Genomic DNA, 21315 nt, shown 5'->3' with positions numbered 1-21315 from the left:
AGTATGACTTCCCATTCTCTACAAAATAGCATAGTTCACGATCTTAAATTGGCCCCTGAAGGTCATTTGAAAATTGATTGGGTAGAAGCCCATATGCCGGTATTGAACCGTATACGTCAACAATTCGAGCAAGAGCAGCCTTTTGCTGGTCTGAAGGTAACCATCTGTCTACATTTGGAAGCCAAAACGGCTTACCTGGCTAAAGTGGTACAAGCAGGTGGAGCGCAGGTAACTATTACGGGGAGTAATCCATTGTCTACACAAGATGATGTTTGTGCCGCATTAGTTGAAGATGGCGTTACAGTATTAGCTAAATACAATCCAGACCCAGAAGAATTCAAGAATTTGCAAATCAAGGCACTGGAAACAAAGCCGGATCTCATTATAGATGATGGTGGTGACTTGGTTACTCTGTTGCAATCCGAACGGCCTGATCTGATTTCTACGATCCGTGGGGGAGCAGAGGAGACAACTACTGGCATTATTCGTTTGAAGGCTTTGGAAAAAGAAGGGCAACTTCACTTTCCGATGGTGGCTGTTAATGATGCTTACTGCAAATATTTGTTTGATAACCGCTATGGTACAGGACAGTCAGCTTTCGACGGCATTATTCGTACGACTAATCTGGTTGTAGCAGGAAGTACAGTGGTTGTGGTAGGTTATGGCTGGTGTGGCAAAGGAGTTGCAATGCGTGCGAAAGGGCTGGGAGCCAACGTTGTTGTAACCGAAGTTGATCCGATCAAGGCAGTAGAAGCCCATATGGATGGTTTCCATGTCTTGCCGATGGTAGAGGCTGCCAAACTGGGCGACTTCTTTATTACAGTAACTGGAAACAAGGCTGTAATTACAGGAGAACACTTTGATGTGATGAAGGATGGAGCTGTGCTGTGTAACGCAGGGCATTTTGATGTGGAGGTTAGTAAGCCTGAGCTTGCTAAACGTTCCGAATCCATTCGTACGGTGCGTCGCAATATCGAGGAATATCGCTTTAAAGATGGACGTAAAATGTATTTGCTGGCAGAAGGACGCCTCGTGAATCTGGCTGCTGCTGATGGACATCCTGCGGAAATTATGGATACGACATTTGCGCTTCAGGCGCTTGGCTTGAAATATGTGAATGATCGTTACAATGAGCTAGGCAAAGCCGTTATTAATGTACCATATGAAATTGATGAACAGGTAGCTCGATTCAAGCTTGATAGTCTGGGAATCCAAATTGACACGTTAACTGAAGACCAAAAGATCTATTTGGACAGCTGGAACGCGTAATCGGATTTTCTCATCACGATTTTCGCTGCAAAGTGTTGCGTTTTTATGCAAGTATTTGTTTAGGTTGACATAATGGACAGAGAGTAAGCCCTTTATTCCGTGTTGTTTCGAAACCTGATGCATATTGTCGGGGGACGGCTTCATGGGATAAGGGCTTTTTTGCATCTTGTGACGCGGGGCTACAATAACAGACATAATGGTATGGATCCGGCTTCTATCACTTTTTGGTAACGAAAAAGAGGTCTTTGATTTTTTAAAGCGAATCTATTATGCTTAGGTGGTGGAAAGTGGGCCAAAGTGGGAGAATGGGGTAAGGGGTGACGAAACCAATGTTTATGGGGGAGTTCCAACATAGCATTGATGAGAAGGGGCGGCTTACTGTACCGGCCAAGTTTCGTGAACTTCTCGGTGCCTCGTTCGTGGTTACCCGCGGGTTGGACCAATGCCTCTTCGTGTATCCCATGGATGAGTGGGCTGTCATGGAGAAAAAACTTAAAGCACTGCCTCTGATGAAGGCCGATGCGCGGGCGTTTACCCGTTTTTTTTTCTCGGGGGCGACTGAATGCGAATTGGACAAACAGGGCAGGGTAAATTTACCGGGGAATTTGTGCGAATACGCCAAGCTCACTAAAGAGTGCGTCGTATTGGGAGTGTCCACCCGTGTAGAGGTTTGGAGCAAGCACACTTGGGAGCAATATTTCAACCAATCAGAAGAAGCGTTTAACGACATTGCTGAGAAATTGGTTGATTTCAACTTTGAATTGTAATTTAGGAGGTCAGCCGTTTGTTTCACCACATTACCGTACTCAAAGAAGAAGCAACACAGGCACTAAACATCAGGCAGGACGGGATTTATGTGGACTGCACGTTGGGAGGGGCAGGACACAGTTCCGTCATTGCATCACAGCTTGGCCCTGAGGGAAGGCTCATTGCCTTTGATCAGGACGACTGGGCATTGAACAATGCGCGAGAGAAGCTGTCAGCCTATGAAGGCAAGATTTCATTAGTGAAATCCAACTTCCGCCACTTGCAGGACAAGCTGACCGAATTGGGATTGCCCGAGAAAGACGGCGTCCCGCAGGTCCAGGGTATTTTGTTCGATCTGGGTGTGTCCTCGCCCCAGTTCGATGAGGGGGAACGGGGATTTAGCTACAATCATGATGCGCCGCTTGATATGCGGATGGATCAGAGTAGCTCGCTTACGGCTTACGAAATTGTCAATGAATGGTCGGAAGCAGAGATTGCGCGTATTTTGTTTCATTACGGAGAAGAGAAGTTTTCACGGCGGATCGCAAAGATCATGATTGAACGTCGATTGAACAAGCCTATTCACACAACAGGGGAACTTGTCGATATTATCAAAGAAGGAATTCCGGCTGCGGCACGCAGAACCGGGGGACATCCGGCTAAACGCAGTTTCCAGGCTTTGCGGATTGCTGTGAATGATGAGTTGGGTGCACTGGAAGATACTTTGCATCAGGCAGTAAGATGTCTGGCTCCAGGAGGCAGAATTTCGGTCATTACATTCCATTCTCTGGAGGATCGGATATGCAAGCATATTTTCAAGGAGTATTTGGCGAAAAGCATCTATCCATCTGATTTGCCTATATTGGAGGACAAAATGGAAGGCGATCTGAAGCTGGTGAACCGTAAGCCGATTGTGGCGTCGGAGCAGGAATTGGAGCTTAATCCACGGTCCCGGTCAGCGAAGCTGAGAGTTGCCGAAAAATTGTAAATTTAATGGAGAAGGAGAGGCGACATGGCTTATACACGCGGTAATTTGGCTGTAAAAGAAAAAGCCCGTCAGGAACAGGTTCAGCAACAACGGTATCGTGAGACCACCAAAGTCGTTACACGCCGCAGAGAGCTGCCGATTCGAGAAAAGCTGCTGTATCTATTGACACTTGTAGCGTGCATTGTCATTGCTGGTATGTTGATTAGCAGGTACGCTCACATTTATCAAATCAATTATTCGATTAATACGGCAAGCAAGGACATTTCCAAATTACAGACCAATATCGCCCAACTGAAGATTCAAAAGGAACGTCTGGAAAATCAGATCGTGCCGACTGCAAAGCAACAGGGATATATCGAACCAACAAGAGAGCCCATTCGTGTGGAAAAGCAGGCTGCCAAATAGTTAAGGGCATAGCATCAAGCTATGCTCTGACGTACATTTTTTTGCAGAGAGGTTTGAGCTATGGTCAAAAGAATAAAGCTTCGCACACTGCTAATAGGGGGATGTATTACCCTCTTTTTTCTTGTTCTGCTACTTAAGGTATTTTGGATTCAAGTTGTGAGCGGGGAGTACTGGCATAACCTGGTAGTTAATCAAGTAGAAAGAGATCAGGTGATTCAGCCTAAGCGTGGAACCATTACGGACCGTAAAGGAAACGTATTGGCTACGGATGCACCGGCTTATACGGTAGTTGTCAATCCTAGCATCATTCAGGAGTATGATTTGGAGAATGAGGTTGTAGCTAAGCTGCACCAGTTACTCAAAACGCCTGAGGATGAGCTGAGAGGGCATCTTTCTGCAAAGGATAAAAAGGGGAACTACTTAAAAAATCGCGAGATTCGTAATGGGGGCTGGAAGGTAGATCCTGAGGTCAAGGCACAAGTGGATACGTTCAAAGAGTATTTGAAGGATAAGTATGAAGTAATTGGAGCTGTGGACACCGTTCAAGAATCCAAACGCTATTATCCGGAAAATAAGCTGGCTTCCCATGTTCTTGGCTATCAAAGAAAAGATGGCACAGCAGGTATGGGGTTGGAAGCTTATTATAATAAAGAGCTCTCGGGGACGGCTGGAAAGCTTCTGTATCAGCGGGATCGGAAGGGAGTTCCTCTTCAAGGATCTGAAAGTGTCTATGAGCCGGCACAAAATGGTAAAAATTTAAAGCTGACGATTGACGATACAATTCAGTATTATATAGAGGATGCCATGCAGGAAGCTATTGCAAAATACAACCCGAAAACGATGACTGTAGTAGCTGCTGATCCCCAGACGATGGATGTTCTTGGTATGGCAACTTATCCGAATTTTAATCCCAATACATATGGGAGTACGCCCTTGGAATATTTCCGTAATAATGCTACTCAATCTATCTACGAGCCTGGCTCCACGTTTAAGATTGTAACCTTGGCAGCTGCGGTTCAAGAAAAGGTGTTCAATCCAAATGAATCTTACCAATCTGGTATGATTCGGGTCGGAGGCTGGGATATTCGTGATGTAAGCCGCAACTGGGGAACGTTAACCTATCTTCAGGGAGTCAAGCGCTCAAGTAACGTTGGTTTCGTCCATCTGGGTTTGGATAAGTTGGGTGGCGAGAGACTGAAGAAATATATTAATAACTTTGGATTCGGCGTGAAAACGGGCATTGATCTTCCAAGTGAGTCTACCGGAGCTATTACGTTCCATACCCAGTACAAATCCGAGGTCGCAACCGCTTCATATGGACACGGACGTGTTCAGGTGACGCCAATCCAGCAGGTAGCTGCCATCTCGGCAATTGCTAACGGAGGGAAGCTGATGCAGCCTCATCTGGTGAAGGAAATCATCAACCCAGATACAGGCGAAGTTCAGACGATTCAACCGAAGGAAGTCCGCCAAGTGATTACTCGGGAATCGGCAGTCCAGACAAGCAGCTATCTAGAGCAGGTCGTATCGGACCAAGAAATTGGTACGGGACGCCTTGCTTATATTGACGGATATCGTGTAGCTGGTAAAACAGGTACGGCGACGAAGGTCGTCGGAAAAGTATATGACCATTCGAAGGATGTCGTGTCCTTTATAGGTTTTGCACCGGTAAATGATCCGAAAATAGCTGTTTTGGTTGTTATGGACGAACCTAACAAATCGGTAGGCGGCGGTACAGCAGCAGCACCTGTATTTAAAAAAATTGTATCCCAATCGTTGCAATATATGGGGGTTCCAAAAACGGGAACTAAAACGAATAAATCAGGTGCCGCTGTTGTAAAAACAGTGAATTTGCCAACGGTACCAACATTAACTGGTCAGGTGAAGAAGGATGCGCAAAATGCATTGCTCAAACAGGGAATTGCCTATGAAACGGTAGGCAAAGGCTCCAAAATTGTTCGCCAGTATCCTGAAGCAGGCGTCAAAATGAAACCCGGACAACGCATTTACTTGCTGACTGAGGATAGTGCCAACATGACTATTCCTGATTTTACAGGTGTTTCGTTGCGTGACACACTTCAAGTTCTGACCCTTATGAAGGTTGGTGTGCAGGTAAGCGGCGAAGGTTATGTTGTCTCTCAAAAGGCGCAAATGGTAAATGGAAAGCGGATTGTCAGCGTGATGCTTCAGCCGGCCAAAGAAACGGTGACCGGGGTGAAACCGGAGGAAACACAGGACTCGACCAATGGAGTTGCAGCTAACCAGACCGGCAGCGCAACAAAAACGGAGGTCGATACTAAAACCGATTCCAGCACTACTGCTGATGCTGGAACAGACTCGGGAGCTCCTAAGGGAGGAATATCTGCTGTTGCAGATGAGGAAAGTGCTGCTGCGATTAAAGGCGAGGATAACTGATAGCTTGTTCTAATGTCCGTTCTTTTGAATATTCATGAGGTAAGACATGTCATGAGTATTTGAGGAACGGAGGGAGCGCGTTTGAAAAAATCTAACGTGACCATGCGGCGGAGGCTGGTATGGGGGCTAATGGGATTATTTGTACTGTTTGCGGCCTTGTCGATCCGGCTCGCCTATGTTCAATTGGGTAAAGGAGGCGAGCTCTCGGCCAAGGCTGAGGATTCGTGGCGCCGCAATATTCCATTTGCCGCCAAGCGTGGCGAAATTTTGGATCGGCAGGGTACGGCGCTGACCTATAATGTCAGTTCGCCGACAGTCATGGCGATACCAGTACAAATTAAGAAGCCGGAAGAAACGGCACGCAGACTGGCGCCCTTGCTGGATATGAGTGAGGATAAAGTGCTCAAGTTGATTACCAAACGAACAGCAAGCCAAAAACTTCAGCCCGGCGGACGAAAAATTACGATGGAGAAAGCGCAGCAAATTCGTGATTTGAAGCTGCCGGGTATCGTCGTTGCTGAAGACAACAAACGTTATTATCCTTATGGTGATCTAGCGGCTCATATTCTTGGGTTTACAGGAATTGATAATCAAGGGCTGACAGGCGTAGAGAAGCAGCAAAACAGTAAGCTTCGGGGAATCGACGGAAGCATTGCGTATTTATCGGATGCAGGTGGTCGTCTAATGCCTGGTTCTTCTGAAAAATACATTGAACCGAAGGATGGACTGAATTTACAATTAACCATTGATAAGTCTGTGCAGTCCATTATGGAACGGGAGCTTGACCAAGCCATGGTCAAATTTCAGGCGAAGTCCGCGTTGTCTATAGCTATGAACCCTAAGACGGGTGAAATATTAGGCATGGCTGGACGACCAAGCTATGAACCAGCACTATACAAGCAATATGCGCCTGAAATCTATAATCGAAATCTGCCTATCTGGATGACATATGAACCTGGGTCTACTTTCAAAATTATTACACTGGCGGCTGCCTTGGAAGAAAAGAAGGTCAATCTCAAAAATGACCGGTTTTTTGATCCGGGATATATTGAAGTCGGTGGAGCACGACTGCGTTGCTGGAAGAAAGGCGGACATGGAAGCCAAACTTTCCTTCAAGTGGTGGAGAATTCTTGCAACCCCGGTTTTGTAACATTAGGGCAGCGATTAGGTAAAGAAACACTGTTCAAATACATTCGCAATTTTGGCTTCGGCAGCAAAACGGGGATCGACATGATTGGTGAGGGCAACGGTATTTTGTTCAAACTACCTCAGGTCGGTCCTGTAGAGCTGGCTACAACCGCTTTTGGTCAAGGGGTGTCTGTTACTCCGATCCAGCAGGTTACGGCTGTATCAGCGGCAATCAATGGCGGTAATCTTTATAAGCCTCACATTACAAAAGGTTGGGTTCAGCCGGGAACCGGAAAAGTGCTGGAAAAAGTAGAGCCAGAACTGGTACGTAGGGTTATTTCAGAGGAAACCTCCCGACAGGTAAGGGAAGCGCTGGAAAGCGTCGTTGCTAAAGGTACAGGTCGTCCTGCTTTCATTGAAGGCTACCGGGTGGGAGGTAAAACGGGGACAGCACAAAAGGTGATTAACGGGCGTTATTCTTCCTCGGAGCATATTGTATCCTTTATTGGTTTTGCACCGGCGGATGATCCGCAAATCGTCGTTTATACCGCTGTCGATAACCCGAAGGGCATTCAATTCGGCGGGGTGGTTGCTGCGCCAATCGTGCAAAATATTTTAAAGGACGCGCTGATTGCCTTGAAAATACCGCCTCGCACCAATCAAATTGCCAAAGAGTACAAGTATGGAGAAAATCCGATCGAAACGGTACCTGATCTGGTAGGTGCTACTGCAGCTGATTTGTACGAAGATATGAATATGAACTTTATGCTCGTGAAATCTGGGTCAGGCAAGACGGTCGTGAGTCAGGCGCCGAAGCCGGGCTCCAGATTGGAGCGGGGATCAACGATCCGTATTTACATGGGGGATTGATAGGTTCATTTTATACCATACTATGAATAACGAGAGAGCAATGGAGGAATGAAAGATGCAGCTTCAACAATTGGCTTCACTGCTGGCCGTCTCCCGTGTGGTGGGTGACGGTACAGTGGATTGCCGAGGAATCGGGGCGGATTCACGTCGAGTGCAACAGGGAGATTTATTTCTATGTTTGCCAGGTTTTACAGTGGACGGACATGACTATGCTGAGCAGGCAATTGCGTCCGGGGCGGCAGCTTTGGTCGTTGAACGGGAACTGGATGCACCTGTTCCACAGCTTGTAGTTAAGGATGCACGACATGCCATGGCGGTTTTGGCGGATTATATGTTTGATTCACCGAGCCGACGTATGCGCATGATCGGCATAACCGGAACCAACGGTAAAACAACGATAACTTATCTGATTGAAAAGATCATGAAGGATGCCGGGGTGAACACCGGACTGATTGGTACGATTCAAATGCGTTACGGAGGTCAGTCTTACCCAATGTCTGGTACTACGCCCGAAGCGGTGGAACTGCAACGTTATCTCGGAAATATGGCAGAGCAGGGGGTTCAATGCTGTGTCATGGAAGTATCCTCACATGCGTTGGAGCAGGGCCGCGTCAAAGGAACTGATTTTCGCACCGCTATATTTACAAACCTGACGCAGGACCACCTGGACTACCACAACACAATGGAGGAGTACCGTGCTGCAAAAGGACTTTTGTTCTCTAGGTTGGGAAATGCTTTCTCGCGGGATGCATCAGATAGCAAATATGCTGTTCTGAATGCAGACGATCCGGCTTCTTCCTATTTGCAGGCTCAAACTGCGGCCCAAGTGATTACATACGGCGTAGAAAAGGAGTCTGATGTGCAGGCATCTCGTATCACTATAGGTTCCAAGGGAACCTCCTTCCATGTGTCTACTTTTAAAGGAGATACCGATATTGAGCTTCGAATGGTGGGCAAGTTCAATGTGTACAACGCACTGGCGGCCATTACCGCTGCTTTGCTGGAAGGAATCTCGCTAGTGGATATCAAGCGCAGTCTAGAGTCTATCGCAGGCGTAGACGGGCGGGTAGAGCCTGTAGATGCGGGTCAGCCCTTTGCTGTTATTGTAGATTATGCCCATACACCGGACGGATTGGAAAATGTCCTTCGCACCGTAAAGGAATTTGCGGTCGGTAAAGTATGGTGTGTATTTGGATGCGGCGGTGACCGGGATCGTACAAAACGTCCGTTGATGGGGAAAATTGCTGCGCGTTACAGCGATCATTCGTTTATTACTTCCGATAATCCGCGAACAGAGGACCCAAAAGTGATTTTGAAAGACATCGAACAAGGGTTGATTGACGAAGGTGTACCCGCAGAACGATACGAATTGATCGTGGATCGCAGAACTGCAATTCATAAAGCTGTTGAAATGGCAAGCCCTGACGATGTAGTATTGATTGCGGGAAAAGGTCATGAGACTTACCAGTTGATCGGAAAAACGGTGCATGAATTCGATGACCGCATCGTAGCCAAAGAAGCGATAAGGGGTTTATCCAAGTGATGAAAAGAACAATCGGTCAGATTGCATCTATGTGTGGAGGAACACTTCACGGAGAAGCGGACGCCGAACGGATGGTCGAAGGCGTTTTTACAGATTCTCGCAGGCCGCAGAGCCAAGGGTTGTTTGTTCCACTCGTGGGCGAACGGTTTGATGGGCATAATTATGTGCAGCAGATCGTAAGCGAGGCAAGTGCAGCTGCATTTTTATGGCAAAAGGATCATGGAGCACCTCCGGCTGAGAACGCTATTGAGGTAGAGGATACGTTAGAAGCCCTTCAGCATCTAGCAGCTGTATACTTACGCGAAACCGGCGTTTCTGTCGTGGGGATCACGGGAAGCAACGGCAAGACGACAACGAAAGACATCGTAAACGCTCTGCTGGGCACGACTTTTAAAGTACACAAAACCGAAGGAAATTATAACAATCATATCGGTTTGCCTTTAACTGTACTTTCCATGCCGCAGGATACAGATATTCTCATTCTGGAGATGGGCATGAGTGGGCGCGGAGAGATTCGTCTGCTAGCTAATATCGCCCAACCAGATGTAGCTATCATAACGAACATAGGCGAATCGCACTTGCTGCAGCTTGGTTCTCGAACGGAAATCGCTCGTGCAAAGTTGGAGATCACAAGTGGCCTTAAGCCTGGTGGTTTGCTGATCTACAACGGGGATGAACCACTGCTTTCACAAGTGTTGGCGGAGTCTGAAACGGTCAAGCCTGAAGGTTTAAAATTGTTTACGTTCGGGCTAGCTACAGGCAACGATGACTATCCGACTGAAATCACTTCCGATGGAGAAGGCAGCTTATTTATAACAGCCCAATCTGGCAAAGAGGCTTTCCGGCTTCCCTTGCTTGGACAGCACAATGTTGTAAATGGTTTGGCAGCACTGGCGGTAGCGCGTCATTTCAATGTCGATGTAGACCATATACGTAAAGGGTTGTCGTCTTTAAAGCTGACGGGCATGCGCATTGAGGTCGTGAACTGTCCTAATGGACTTACCGTGCTAAACGACGCTTATAATGCCAGTCCGGCTTCAATGAAGGCTGCAATTCAGACGTTGTCTGCGTATAAAACGGACGGACGTAAAATCGCCGTGCTTGGTGACATGCTGGAGTTGGGACCTGAGGAAAAGCAATTCCATGAGGAAATTGGAATTTTCGCGGCAAAGCACGACGTAGAAGTACTGTTTACCTACGGTGCGTTAGGCACTTCGATTGCGCAGGGTGCGCAAGAGTTGATGCCAATTGCTAACGTTCACGCTTATACAGATAAGCAAGAGCTGATCCAGTATTTGCTGGTTCATCTCCACGCCAATGATATTGTGCTGGTTAAGGCATCCAGAGGGATGCGACTAGAAGAAATTGTGGATGCGCTGAAAAACGGTCCGCTACAGAACTGATGTTGACGAGAGGGAGACTCCCATGGATATTCAATTATTACTGCTGACGATCGTCGTATCGTTTATATTGGCGGTCATTGCCGCTCCACTGCTCATTCCGCTGCTGCGGCGAATGAAATTCGGCCAGCAGGTCCGGGATGACGGGCCACAAAGCCATCTTAAAAAAATAGGTACGCCTACAATGGGCGGTATCGTGATTCTGGTGGCTTTTACGCTGACCTTTCTTAAGTTTTCAGCTATCAAAAATACGGACTTTTACGTTCTGCTGGTTGCTACGCTGGGTTTTGGGCTGATCGGCTTTTTGGACGACTATATCAAGATTGTATTCAAACGCTCGTTAGGTCTGACGGCGCGTCAAAAACTGTTTGGGCAATTATTGTTTGGCGCGATCATGTGCTGGCTTCTGCTTAGTAATGATCATAGTACTGCGATCGGCATCCCTGGAACGTCATGGTCTTTTGATTGGGGCGGCTGGTTTTATTATCCGTTCATCATTATCATGATGCTGGCGATTAGCAATGCTGTCAATTTCACGGATGGGCTGGACGGGCTGCTGTCCGGTACAAGTGCCATTGCCTTTGCTGCTTATGCCATTGTCGCGATTCAGGCAACCTCGCTTCCGGCAGCAGTATGCTCAGCGGCTATGATTGGCGCTGTACTCGGATTTCTTGTATATAATGCTCATCCTGCCAAGGTGTTTATGGGTGACACAGGCTCGCTGGGAATCGGCGGCGCCATAGGTGCCATTGCCATCGTTACGAAAAGCGAAATTTTGTTCCTCATTATCGGTGGTGTATTCGTAATTGAAATGCTGTCCGTAGTCTTGCAAGTAGCTTCCTTTAAAACACGTGGCAAGCGTATTTTCAAAATGAGCCCGATTCATCATCATTTCGAGCTGTCCGGCTGGTCCGAATGGCGCGTAGTCATTACATTCTGGGCTGTAGGACTGCTGTTGGCAGGACTCGGACTTTATCTCAACAAGGGGTTGTAGACAAATGAACCATCCAGACGCATACAGAGATCAGGAAGTCGTCATTATCGGTCTTGCTAAAAGCGGCGTGCAAGTTGCCAAGGTGCTGCACCAGGCCGGAGCCAAGCTGACAGTCAATGATAAAAAAGATAGGGAACAATGTCCCGAAGCTTCTGAATTAGAGGCTTTGGGAATTTCCGTTTTATGCGGGGGTCACCCAGAGGGGCTAATTCATCCTGGAGTGAAGCTGGTTGTCAAAAATCCAGGGATTCCTTATACGGCCCCTCCCGTACAGAAAGCTGTCGAGCTCGGCATTGAGGTCGTGACCGAGGTTGAGGTCGCCTACCATCTATGTAAAGCTCCGATCATCGGAATTACTGGCTCCAACGGAAAGACGACCACGACCACTTGGGTAGGCAAGCTGTTGGAAGCATCCGGCATGAATCCAATCGTGGCTGGTAATATCGGTACGCCCGTATGTGAGGCGGCTGTGGATGCCAAGTCGGACGAGTGGATGGTTGTGGAGCTGAGCAGCTTTCAGTTAAAAGGAACAAAAGATTTCAAGCCCACTGTGGCCTGCCTGCTCAATGTAGCTGAGACCCATTTGGACTACCACGGAGGCATGGAGGATTACGTTGCATCCAAGGCGCGTCTATTTGCCAATCAAACGGCAGCGGATACTGCGGTGGTGAACTGGGATGACCCCGTCTGCCGGGAGCTCGTACCCTATATAAAAGCGAAACTGCTTCCGTTCTCTATGACAGAACGTTTGCAGGAAGGGTTGTTCGCTGACCCGCCATACATACCGGATGTGACGGACGATATTGAACGTAGCATCGTATACCGCGATGGAAATGGTGTGCTGCATCCCATTATAGGCGTAGCTGAGATTGGACTTCCCGGTCGTTTTAACGTAGAAAATGCTCTTGCTGCTTGCGCAATCGCCATTGCTGCAGGCGCAGAACCAGCGAATTTGGCAGAACCATTAAGTATTTTTCGCGGCGTCGAACATCGGCTTGAATATGTTTTAGAACACGCTGGTGTAGCTTATTACAATAACTCCAAAGCAACCAATTCGAAAGCAACAATGATGGCCTTATCTTCCTTTAAGCAACCGATTGTACTCATTGCCGGAGGATTGGATCGCGGCTCTGATTATACAGAGCTCGTACCTTCCTTGCAGGAAGGTGTGAAAGCCGTTGTGCTCTTGGGTGAGACACGGCATAAGCTGGCTGAGCGGGCCCATCAGGCTGGAATAGAGCATGTCAAGGTCGTCGATAATGGGGAGGATGCCGCCGCTACGCTCGTGGAGGCTGTGAACAAGGCTGCTGAATTTGCTGAGACGGGAGATGTAGTATTACTCTCACCCGCCTGTGCAAGCTGGGATATGTTCCGATCCTATGAAGAGCGTGGACGTATTTTTAAAGAGGCGGCGCATAAATTGTAAGTAGGGGGGTTGGATAAGCCCCTACTTTTATGCAAGGGGTGGCCTCCTGATGAAGCAATCTCGTCCAGCGCCGGATCTATGGCTTTTCGTTTGTATTGTAAGCTTATTAGCCATCGGCATGGTTATGGTATACAGTGCGGGCGCCGTCCTCGCTTTTCACGAGTACGGGGACTCCTACTATTTTGTAAAGCGGCAATTGCTGTTTGCAGGGCTCGGCCTTGTAGCGATGTACTTTACTGCCAGAACGGACTACCGGATCTGGCAGAAATATGCCAAGGTCGTGTTGTTGATCTGTCTAGCGCTGCTGGTTGCCGTATTAATTCCCGGCATTGGTGTAGTAAGAGGCGGTGCACGAAGCTGGCTCGGTATTAGCTCTTTCGGCATTCAGCCTTCCGAGTTTATGAAGCTGGGTATGATTCTTTTTCTCGCTCGTTGGCTCAGTCGTCCTGACTATGATATTAGCTCTTTTACGCGCGGCCTGTTGCCCCCGCTTGGACTCATGGGACTGGCTTTTGGGCTTATTATGCTCCAGCCCGATTTGGGCACAGGCACGGTAATGATGGGAGCGTCCATGCTCATCGTATTTACGGCAGGCGCGCGTATGAAGCATCTCGGTCTGCTGGCTCTGTCGGGAGCAGCAGGGTTCGCTGCACTGATTGCAGCTGCGCCTTATCGACTCCAGCGCATCACCGCTTTTCTGGACCCTTGGTCCGATCCGCTTGGCGCAGGCTATCAAATTATTCAATCGCTATATGCGATTGGTCCTGGCGGGCTGGCGGGCTTGGGACTCGGCATGAGTCGACAAAAATATAGCTACGTTCCTGAGCCGCAAACTGATTTTATTTTTTCCATTTTGGCGGAGGAGCTTGGCTTTATCGGTGGAATGACGGTGCTGGGGCTCTTTTTGGTTCTCGTATGGAGAGGAATGCGTGTCGCTATAACTATTCCGGATACCTATGGCAGTTTGCTTGCGGTGGGTATTGTCGCAATGGTCGCCGTACAGGTCGTCATTAATATTGGTGTCGTTATCGGTTTAATGCCGGTGACAGGAATAACACTGCCCTTAATCAGCTATGGAGGTTCTTCTCTGACCTTAATGCTAACAGCTCTGGGCATTTTACTAAATTTATCACGTTATGCGAGGTGAACGTTTATGCGCGTCGTGTTGAGCGGCGGCGGCACCGGAGGGCATATTTATCCGGCGCTGGCCGTAGCCAGACAGTGCGAAGAGATTGATCCGGACGCTGAATTTTTATATATTGGCGGTCAACGAGGACTCGAAAGCAAGTTGGTTCCTCAGGAAAAAATTCCATTTGAGGCTATTGATATCACAGGATTTCGCCGCAGCTTGTCTGTGGAAAATATAAAAACGATCATGCGCTTTTTCAAAGGGGTTCGCAGATCCAAAGCATTATTAAAGAAATTTAAGCCAGATGTCGTTATTGGCACTGGGGGATATGTATGCGGCCCCGTCGTTTATGCAGCTTCCAAGTTGGGAATTCCCAGCATTATTCATGAGCAAAATGCAATTCCAGGGTTGACTAATACATTTCTGAGTCGCTATGTGGATACAGTGGCTGTTAGCTTTGAAGGCTCAGAAGGAGCTTTCCCCAAAGCTAAAAATGTACTGTACACTGGGAACCCGCGTGCTACAACAGTTCGTTTGGCTAACCGGGATCGGGGATTTGCTTCAATTGGGGTTCCGATGAACAGTTCGGTCGTCCTTGTGGTCGGTGGCAGCAGGGGAGCGAAGGCCATTAATGACGCCATGATTGCAATGGCTCCGCAACTTTCGCAACTGAAAGACGTCCATTTTGTATATGTAACCGGTGAATCTTATTATGAGCAAACGCTGGATAGCATACGGAATCAGATCGGCTCATTGCCCAATCATCTACATGTGCTTCCCTATATTCACAATATGCCAGAGGTGCTGGCTTGTACCTCATTAATTGTTAATCGCGCAGGTGCGTCCTTCTTGGCAGAGATCACATCTTTGGGCATTCCGTCCATTCTGATCCCATCACCTAATGTGACGAATAACCATCAGGAGGCTAATGCTCGTACACTTGAAAAGGCAGGCGCATCCGTCATGATTGTAGAAAAGGAACTGAGTGGCCCGGCCCTGTTTCAATCTATAGCGGGAATTATGAAGGATGAGGCACGGAGAAGTCGCATGGCAGAGTCGGCGTCTGCGCTCGGCAAGCCTGACTCAGCAGATATTTTAGTAAAAGAAATGGAACGTCTTGCCCATAAAAGGTAGTCTGCAGCGCAGAATTGGGCGGTTGTCACACACCGGATGGTATTTACATAGGATACCCTATAGATTGTGACCATCACTCAGGCTGCCGGTTGTCAGGTGAGAGCCTTATAACCATGCGGGCAAGCAACAAGGAGGTTTCAGTACAATGCAGCAATGGATGCCATTATTAGCGGAGCATGATATCGGAAAAGTGCTGGAGCATGAGCCGCTGTCCAAATATACGACATGGAAGATTGGAGGCCCTGCGGATGCACTTGTCATCCCGGATACCAAAGAGCAGCTGGCAAGAGTTTTGAAGCTGGCTAGCGAGCACAGAATTCCCTGGATGCAGTTGGGGCGGGGCTCCAACATGCTCGTCTCTGACAAAGGGATACGGGGACTTGTGATCAAGCTGGGGCCAGGATTTGATTATGTTCATTTTGAGGATGAACAGATCGTTGCTGGAGGAGGCGTTTCACTGGTCAAACTGTGCGTTATGGCCAGCAAACAGGGCCTGTCCGGTCTTGAATTTGCTGGTGGTATCCCAGGATCAGTCGGTGGGGCTGTCTACATGAACGCCGGTGCCCATGGGTCTGATGTGTCACAAATATTCCAGTCCGCTGAGATTGTACTGGATACAGGGGAATTGGCTGTGTACGATGCTGACAATATGCATTTCAGCTATCGTCACTCCGTGTTGCATGAGCAACGTGGAATGGTGACAGAGGCAGTGTTTCGGATGAAGCGGGGCGATCGGGAGGAAATTTCATCAGCGCTTGCGGCTTTTAAAGACCGCCGTCGGCTGACCCAGCCGCTACAGTTAGCTTGTGCAGGAAGCGTGTTCCGTAATCCTCCAGGTGACTATGCTGCTCGTCTTATTGAGAGCGCAGGTCTCAAGGGCTTGAAGGCGGGAGGCGCTGAGGTATCTGTACAGCATGCCAATTTCATTGTAAATACCGGTCAAGCGACAGCAGAGGACGTGCTTACCCTAATGAAGCATATTCAAAGTACAATATCATCTCAAACCGGCATCAAGCTAGTTCCGGAGGTTTTCGTAGTGGGTGAGCGGTAAACTCGGAGGTGATACATTGGACAAATTGGTGATTGAGGGAGGCCGTCCCCTGTCAGGCACCATACGTATCCATGGGGCAAAAAATGCGGCACTACCTATTCTTGCAGCGAGCTTACTTGCACAAGGTAAGGTAGAAATTCGGAATGTGCCCCATCTTTTAGACATTAAGGTCATGCTGCACATCCTTGAAAGACTCGGCTGTACATGCCGACATGAAGAGGAAACGGTATACGTGGATACGTCGTCCGTCCGAACGTTCCAAATTCCGGAAGATTTGATGAAGCAAATGCGCTCATCTATCTTTCTGATGGGACCGCTGCTCGCCAGATATGGAGAGGTTTCCATTTACCAGCCCGGAGGCTGCGCCATAGGCGAGCGCAAAATTGATCTTCACCTAGAGGGCTTAAAAGCTCTTGGCGCAGAGATAGAGGAAAAAGACGAGCAAATTACGTTTCGAGCCCACAAGCTAATCGGCTCGGACATCCACATGGATTTCCCGAGTGTAGGTGCAACGGAAAATATTATGATGGCCGCTGCGTTGGCTGAAGGACGAACAACGATCACCAATGCAGCGAGGGAACCGGAGATTCAGGATCTACAAAACTTCTTGAATGCCATGGGAGCCCGCATTATTGGTGCTGGAACCGACACGATTACAATCACGGGGGTCAGTCGCCTCAATCCGTGTACGTATGAGGTCATTCCTGACCGCATAGTAGCTGGAACGGTTATGATTGCAGCTGCAGCTACACGAGGAAGTGTGTCGCTGACCCACTGCAATCCATCCCACTTGTCTGCTCTGATTCACGTCCTCAGGCGGGCTGGTGTTCAAATCGGCATCTTGAATGATATAATGACCGTAAGTTGTATGAGTCGTCCCAAAGCAGTGGAGAGGATCGTTACCTCCCCTTACCCGTCTTTTCCGACGGATTTGCAATCACAGGTCATGGTTTTGCTTTCTTTGGCGGACGGATTCAGTGTCATGAAAGAGACCGTCTTCGAAAGCCGATTCAAACATGTGGATGAACTAAATGTAATGGGTGCTGATATTACGGTTGATGCAAATGCTGCTTTTATAAGAGGAGTTTCTCGTCTGTACGGGGCTACGGTAGAGGCTACCGATCTGCGGGCAGGGGCAGCGCTGGTCATAGCGGGTCTAGCGGCTCAAGGACGTACTATTGTCGAGCAGGTTCATCATATTGACAGAGGGTATGACCGGATCGAACGTCTTTTCCAGGGACTGGGTGCCCGAATGAGCCGTCAGTCTCCGGTGCCGGAGCACCTGGATTTCGTAAATTAATGCCTGTAATGTCCCTCCGTTAACGGGGGGACAAAAGGCTTTTGTGGAGAGAAGCTATGCCAAATGCTCAAATACCTGTTCTTAAAAAGAACAGAACGAAAAAAAGAACAAGCCGGAAGATTGCTATTCTTCTCATTTTGTTGTTTATCGTACTGCTCGCTGTTCTCTTTTTCCGTTCTTCGTTGAGTCGGGTTTCTGAAATTCGTTTTGATGGTAATGTATTTTCGACCCGAGATCAGCTTCTTAATCGAAGCGGTCTGGCTGTTGGAGACCAGTATTTCGGAGTCAGTTCATCCGACATCTCTGAGAAGCTGCGGGAAATTCAATCGATACAGCAAGTCACAGTGGACAAGCAGTTTCCGGGTATTATTGCTATTCACATTAAAGAGTTTGCTACGGTCGCTTACGAGTTGCAGAGTGATGGGAGCCTTCGTGCTATTCTAGCGAATGGGACAAGCGTGAGCGTGGGGAGTAGCGGAATAGCTGTTGAGAAGCCTATTTTGACCAAATGGAAATCTGATGATCCGTACAAAGCGAAGCTGTGTGATGCTTTATCGCGCATTCCGGGGGAATGGACAGCCGATATTTCGGAAATCATTCCCGCACCGATTCCTTCTTTTCCGGATCGCATCAAAATGTACACACGTTCCCAGTTTGAGGTTATTACAACTGTTTCTCTACTGAATTCTAAAATCAGCTATTTGAACCAGGTGCTAGAAACAGAAGATCCAGGTTTGATCACCATGTTGGAGGCGGATTCCTACGTTCCGTTCAAACCGGATACGAGTGAAGAGGGTCAAGAAAAAGATACTACTCAGTGATGTGAAAAAATGCTAGAATTGATTTTATGGGTAATAGACTTGCCTCCTTCTTTTTTCTTCAAATTTTTATGTGACTGCAACCATAAATTGGCTTCTAAAAAATTTGTAGAAAAAAGAGGGAAAGCATGGAGTATGTTGAATATGTACAGAGTGTGTTTAAAGAACGAAATTCATTTTGGAGTCAGGAGGTGCCACAGACTTGAGCAACAATGACATCATTGTTAGTTTGGACATCGGTACATCCAAAGTTCGGGCTATTATTGGGGAAATGAATAATGGAACCTTTAATATTATTGGAGTTGGATCTGCCGACTCGGAAGGGATTCGCAAAGGTGCAATTGTAGACATTGATCAAACCGTGCAATCAATCCGTAACGCCGTGGATCACGCAGAACGCATGGTTGGTATTCAAATAACAGAAGTGTATGTGGGGATTTCAGGCAATCATATTGGCCTGCAAAATAGTCATGGCGTAGTAGCCGTGTCCAACGAGGACCGTGAAATCGGTGAGGAGGACATTGAGCGTGTACTGAAGGCAGCTGAGGTTATTGCCGTACCACCGGAGAGAGAAATTATTGACGTGGTAGCCAAGCAGTATGTCGTGGATGGCCTTGAAGGCATTCAGGACCCTCGCGGTATGATTGGAGTTCGTCTCGAAGTAGAGGCTACGATTGTTACTGGAGGCAAGACCCCGATACATAATCTGTTGCGCTGCGTTGAGAAAGCCGGCTTGAGGATTAAAGATCTGGTCTTGCTGCCTCTTGGAGCCGGACAATTGTCTCTTTCGAAGGATGAAAAGGTGATGGGTTCAGTGCTAGTGGATATTGGTGCAGGATCTACGAATGTTGCCATTTTCCAGGAAGGAACGATTGTTGCCACATCAACACTTCCGATTGGTGGAGAATTTGTAACCAATGATATTGCCTACGGACTGAGAACCCTTACCGATCAAGCCGAAAAAGTAAAGCTTAAATACGGCTGCGCATGGTATGATGATGCGGCAGCCGATGTCGTCTTTAAAGTGACGCGTATCGGCAGTAATGTGGATAAGGAATTCAACCAGCAGGATTTGGCTGCTATTATTGAGCCGAGAGTGCAGGAAATTTTTCAACTCATTCAGGCGGAAGTTAAGCGCTTGGGTTACACAGAGCTTCCGGGAGGTTATATACTTACCGGAGGCACCGTCTCCATGCCTGGTGTACTTCAGGTGGCACAAAGCGAACTGGCCGCTTCCGTAAGGATCGCCGTACCTGATTTTATCGGTGTAAGGGATCCGGGCTACACGAGCGGAGTTGGAATCTTGCATAATGCTATTCGTTACTATCGCGGAAGATCGACTAGCGTTAGCAACAGTGGCGGAAGTACCAAGAAGCCGACTAACCGAACCAAAAGCAGTAGTCCCGCTGCGGAAGGCGAGCAAAAGCAGGGGTTGATTGAACGCTTAAAAAATATGTTCAGTGAATTTATATAACGTTCATTGCTAATTATGCCAATCATGGACGGGCCATCCATGCACATTGAGGGGGAGATGGAATAGTATGTTGGAATTTGATTTTGAAATGGAGAGCTTGGCTCAAATTAAAGTGATCGGCGTCGGAGGCGGCGGCAGCAATGCGGTTAACCGAATGATCGAAAATGGTGTTCAGGGTGTGGAGTTCATTACAGTCAATACAGATGCCCAGGCACTTCATTTAGCAAAGTCTGAGCATAAGCTTCAAATTGGGGATAAGCTGACCCGCGGTCTGGGTGCCGGCGCTAACCCCGATGTGGGTAAAAAAGCGGCTGAAGAGTCGCGTGAGCTCATTATGAATACGCTCAAAGGTGCGGATATGGTATTCGTAACGGCGGGAATGGGTGGCGGTACTGGAACCGGAGCGGCTCCTGTCATTGCTGAAATTGCCAAGGAATGCGGCGCGCTGACTGTAGGCGTGGTAACCCGACCATTCACGTTTGAAGGGCGTAAGCGTTCCAATCAAGCTGAACTTGGTATTGAAGGATTAAAAGAAAAAGTAGACACTTTGATTGTAATCCCGAATGACCGTTTGCTTGAAATTGTGGACAAGAAAACCCCAATGTTGGAAGCATTCCGTGAAGCGGACAATGTTCTGCGTCAGGCGGTTCAAGGTATTTCAGATTTGATCGCTGTACCGGGTCTAATCAACCTCGACTTTGCTGACGTTAAGACGATCATGACGGAGCGTGGCTCCGCTTTGATGGGGATTGGCGAAGCAACTGGTGAAAATCGTGCGGCTGAAGCAGCACGCAAGGCTATCATGAGCCCGTTGTTGGAGACATCCATTGAAGGTGCTCGTGGTGTGATTATGAACATCACTGGCGGCAACAACCTGTCCTTGTATGAGGTTAATGAGGCAGCTGAAATTGTAACATCGGCTTCCGATCCGGAAGTAAACATGATTTTCGGTGCTATCATTGACGAAGAGTTGAAAGAAGAGATCAAGGTTACCGTCATTGCCACTGGCTTTGAAGGCAAGCCAAGTCAACCGGCACCGGGACGTAAACCGGCAACCAACCCGGCTACTTCCGAATCGGCGGAAAAAGGCTCTCCTAACTTGCGTCCATTTGGTAACACTCAAAGCAGTGACCAATTAGACATTCCTACATTCTTACGTAACCGTTCGCGCAATAATAATAACGATAACTAGTTTCAATTCGGATTGCCCGCATTCTCCCTGGA

General features: G+C 48.0%; 17 protein-coding genes. All 17 read left to right on the top strand.

Annotation, left to right across the window (positions count from 1 at the left end):
- Positions 1-3 precede the first annotated feature (3 nt).
- The 17 genes from MHI21_RS16905 to ftsZ all read left to right on the top strand — a co-directional run bounded on the left by MHI21_RS16905 (position 4) and on the right by ftsZ (position 21283).
- The gene (locus MHI21_RS16905; protein ID WP_013311100.1) at positions 4-1269 is read left to right on the top strand and encodes an adenosylhomocysteinase; all 1266 of its coding nucleotides are present in this window, start codon (positions 4-6) and stop codon (positions 1267-1269) included.
- Positions 1270-1598: 329 nt separating this feature from the next.
- Positions 1599-2036 carry a division/cell wall cluster transcriptional repressor MraZ gene (mraZ, locus tag MHI21_RS16900; protein ID WP_342418567.1) on the top strand — a complete coding sequence of 146 codons (438 nt, stop codon included), beginning with the start codon at positions 1599-1601 and terminating at the stop codon, positions 2034-2036.
- A gap of 17 nt (positions 2037-2053) precedes the next feature.
- Positions 2054-3004, top strand: coding sequence for a 16S rRNA (cytosine(1402)-N(4))-methyltransferase RsmH (rsmH, locus tag MHI21_RS16895; RefSeq protein ID WP_061828520.1), 951 nt, complete (start codon positions 2054-2056; stop codon positions 3002-3004).
- A gap of 24 nt (positions 3005-3028) precedes the next feature.
- Entirely contained in the window at positions 3029-3409 is a 381-nt protein-coding gene (locus tag MHI21_RS16890) for a hypothetical protein (protein WP_254325276.1), read from the top strand.
- 60 nt (positions 3410-3469) lie between these two features.
- Positions 3470-5824 carry a penicillin-binding transpeptidase domain-containing protein gene (locus MHI21_RS16885; protein WP_342418566.1) on the top strand — a complete coding sequence of 785 codons (2355 nt, stop codon included), beginning with the start codon at positions 3470-3472 and terminating at the stop codon, positions 5822-5824.
- A gap of 81 nt (positions 5825-5905) precedes the next feature.
- On the top strand, positions 5906-7822 hold the full coding sequence (locus tag MHI21_RS16880) for a stage V sporulation protein D (RefSeq protein WP_043882263.1): 1917 nt from the start codon (positions 5906-5908) through the stop codon (positions 7820-7822).
- Between the two features lie 55 nt (positions 7823-7877).
- The gene (locus tag MHI21_RS16875; protein WP_342418565.1) at positions 7878-9365 is read left to right on the top strand and encodes a UDP-N-acetylmuramoyl-L-alanyl-D-glutamate--2,6-diaminopimelate ligase; all 1488 of its coding nucleotides are present in this window, start codon (positions 7878-7880) and stop codon (positions 9363-9365) included.
- A complete protein-coding gene (gene murF, locus MHI21_RS16870; RefSeq protein WP_342420219.1) occupies positions 9365-10768 on the top strand; it encodes a UDP-N-acetylmuramoyl-tripeptide--D-alanyl-D-alanine ligase in 1404 nt (467 codons plus the stop codon). The genes MHI21_RS16875 and murF overlap by 1 nt, the downstream gene beginning before the upstream one ends.
- Positions 10769-10790: 22 nt before the next feature.
- The gene (gene mraY, locus MHI21_RS16865; RefSeq protein WP_013311092.1) at positions 10791-11759 is read left to right on the top strand and encodes a phospho-N-acetylmuramoyl-pentapeptide-transferase; all 969 of its coding nucleotides are present in this window, start codon (positions 10791-10793) and stop codon (positions 11757-11759) included.
- A 4-nt stretch (positions 11760-11763) separates the two neighbouring features.
- Positions 11764-13185 carry a UDP-N-acetylmuramoyl-L-alanine--D-glutamate ligase gene (murD, locus tag MHI21_RS16860; protein ID WP_341163627.1) on the top strand — a complete coding sequence of 474 codons (1422 nt, stop codon included), beginning with the start codon at positions 11764-11766 and terminating at the stop codon, positions 13183-13185.
- 49 nt (positions 13186-13234) lie between these two features.
- A complete protein-coding gene (gene spoVE, locus MHI21_RS16855; protein ID WP_061828513.1) occupies positions 13235-14332 on the top strand; it encodes a stage V sporulation protein E in 1098 nt (365 codons plus the stop codon).
- A gap of 6 nt (positions 14333-14338) precedes the next feature.
- The gene (murG, locus tag MHI21_RS16850; RefSeq protein ID WP_341163628.1) at positions 14339-15448 is read left to right on the top strand and encodes an undecaprenyldiphospho-muramoylpentapeptide beta-N-acetylglucosaminyltransferase; all 1110 of its coding nucleotides are present in this window, start codon (positions 14339-14341) and stop codon (positions 15446-15448) included.
- 145 nt (positions 15449-15593) lie between these two features.
- Positions 15594-16499, top strand: coding sequence for a UDP-N-acetylmuramate dehydrogenase (murB, locus tag MHI21_RS16845; RefSeq protein WP_341163629.1), 906 nt, complete (start codon positions 15594-15596; stop codon positions 16497-16499).
- Positions 16489-17799: a UDP-N-acetylglucosamine 1-carboxyvinyltransferase gene (murA, locus tag MHI21_RS16840; RefSeq protein WP_172828261.1), complete on the top strand. Its 1311-nt coding sequence runs from the start codon at positions 16489-16491 to the stop codon at positions 17797-17799. The genes murB and murA overlap by 11 nt, the downstream gene beginning before the upstream one ends.
- A 56-nt stretch (positions 17800-17855) precedes the next feature.
- Positions 17856-18620 carry an FtsQ-type POTRA domain-containing protein gene (locus MHI21_RS16835; RefSeq protein ID WP_061828510.1) on the top strand — a complete coding sequence of 255 codons (765 nt, stop codon included), beginning with the start codon at positions 17856-17858 and terminating at the stop codon, positions 18618-18620.
- A gap of 199 nt (positions 18621-18819) precedes the next feature.
- Positions 18820-20091, top strand: a complete 1272-nt coding sequence (gene ftsA, locus MHI21_RS16830; protein WP_013311085.1) for a cell division protein FtsA — start codon at positions 18820-18822, stop codon at positions 20089-20091.
- A gap of 67 nt (positions 20092-20158) precedes the next feature.
- Entirely contained in the window at positions 20159-21283 is a 1125-nt protein-coding gene (gene ftsZ, locus MHI21_RS16825; protein WP_341163630.1) for a cell division protein FtsZ, read from the top strand.
- The last annotated feature ends 32 nt before the right edge of the window (positions 21284-21315 follow it).

The sequence above is a fragment of the Paenibacillus sp. FSL H8-0168 genome, from assembly GCF_038592955.1.
In the GTDB taxonomy this organism is placed as follows: domain Bacteria; phylum Bacillota; class Bacilli; order Paenibacillales; family Paenibacillaceae; genus Paenibacillus; species Paenibacillus polymyxa_B.
Note: the sequence above shows the minus strand (reverse complement) of the source record. Positions and strands in the feature narration are given on the sequence as shown.

Bases quoted from the DNA above. Each gene is read 5' to 3' on its own strand.
- mraY (WP_013311092.1), top strand. From the start codon at position 10,791: ATGGATATTCAATTATTACTGCTGACGATCGTCGTATCGTTTATATTG.
- murD (WP_341163627.1), top strand. From the start codon at position 11,764: ATGAACCATCCAGACGCATACAGAGATCAGGAAGTCGTCATTATCGGT.
- MHI21_RS16905 (WP_013311100.1), top strand. From the start codon at position 4: ATGACTTCCCATTCTCTACAAAATAGCATAGTTCACGATCTTAAATTG.
- murB (WP_341163629.1), top strand. From the start codon at position 15,594: ATGCAGCAATGGATGCCATTATTAGCGGAGCATGATATCGGAAAAGTG.
- MHI21_RS16890 (WP_254325276.1), top strand. From the start codon at position 3,029: ATGGCTTATACACGCGGTAATTTGGCTGTAAAAGAAAAAGCCCGTCAG.
- MHI21_RS16835 (WP_061828510.1), top strand. From the start codon at position 17,856: ATGCCAAATGCTCAAATACCTGTTCTTAAAAAGAACAGAACGAAAAAA.
- murG (WP_341163628.1), top strand. From the start codon at position 14,339: ATGCGCGTCGTGTTGAGCGGCGGCGGCACCGGAGGGCATATTTATCCG.
- MHI21_RS16875 (WP_342418565.1), top strand. From the start codon at position 7,878: ATGCAGCTTCAACAATTGGCTTCACTGCTGGCCGTCTCCCGTGTGGTG.
- murF (WP_342420219.1), top strand. From the start codon at position 9,365: ATGAAAAGAACAATCGGTCAGATTGCATCTATGTGTGGAGGAACACTT.
- ftsZ (WP_341163630.1), top strand. From the start codon at position 20,159: ATGTTGGAATTTGATTTTGAAATGGAGAGCTTGGCTCAAATTAAAGTG.
- spoVE (WP_061828513.1), top strand. From the start codon at position 13,235: ATGAAGCAATCTCGTCCAGCGCCGGATCTATGGCTTTTCGTTTGTATT.
- MHI21_RS16885 (WP_342418566.1), top strand. From the start codon at position 3,470: ATGGTCAAAAGAATAAAGCTTCGCACACTGCTAATAGGGGGATGTATT.
- mraZ (WP_342418567.1), top strand. From the start codon at position 1,599: ATGTTTATGGGGGAGTTCCAACATAGCATTGATGAGAAGGGGCGGCTT.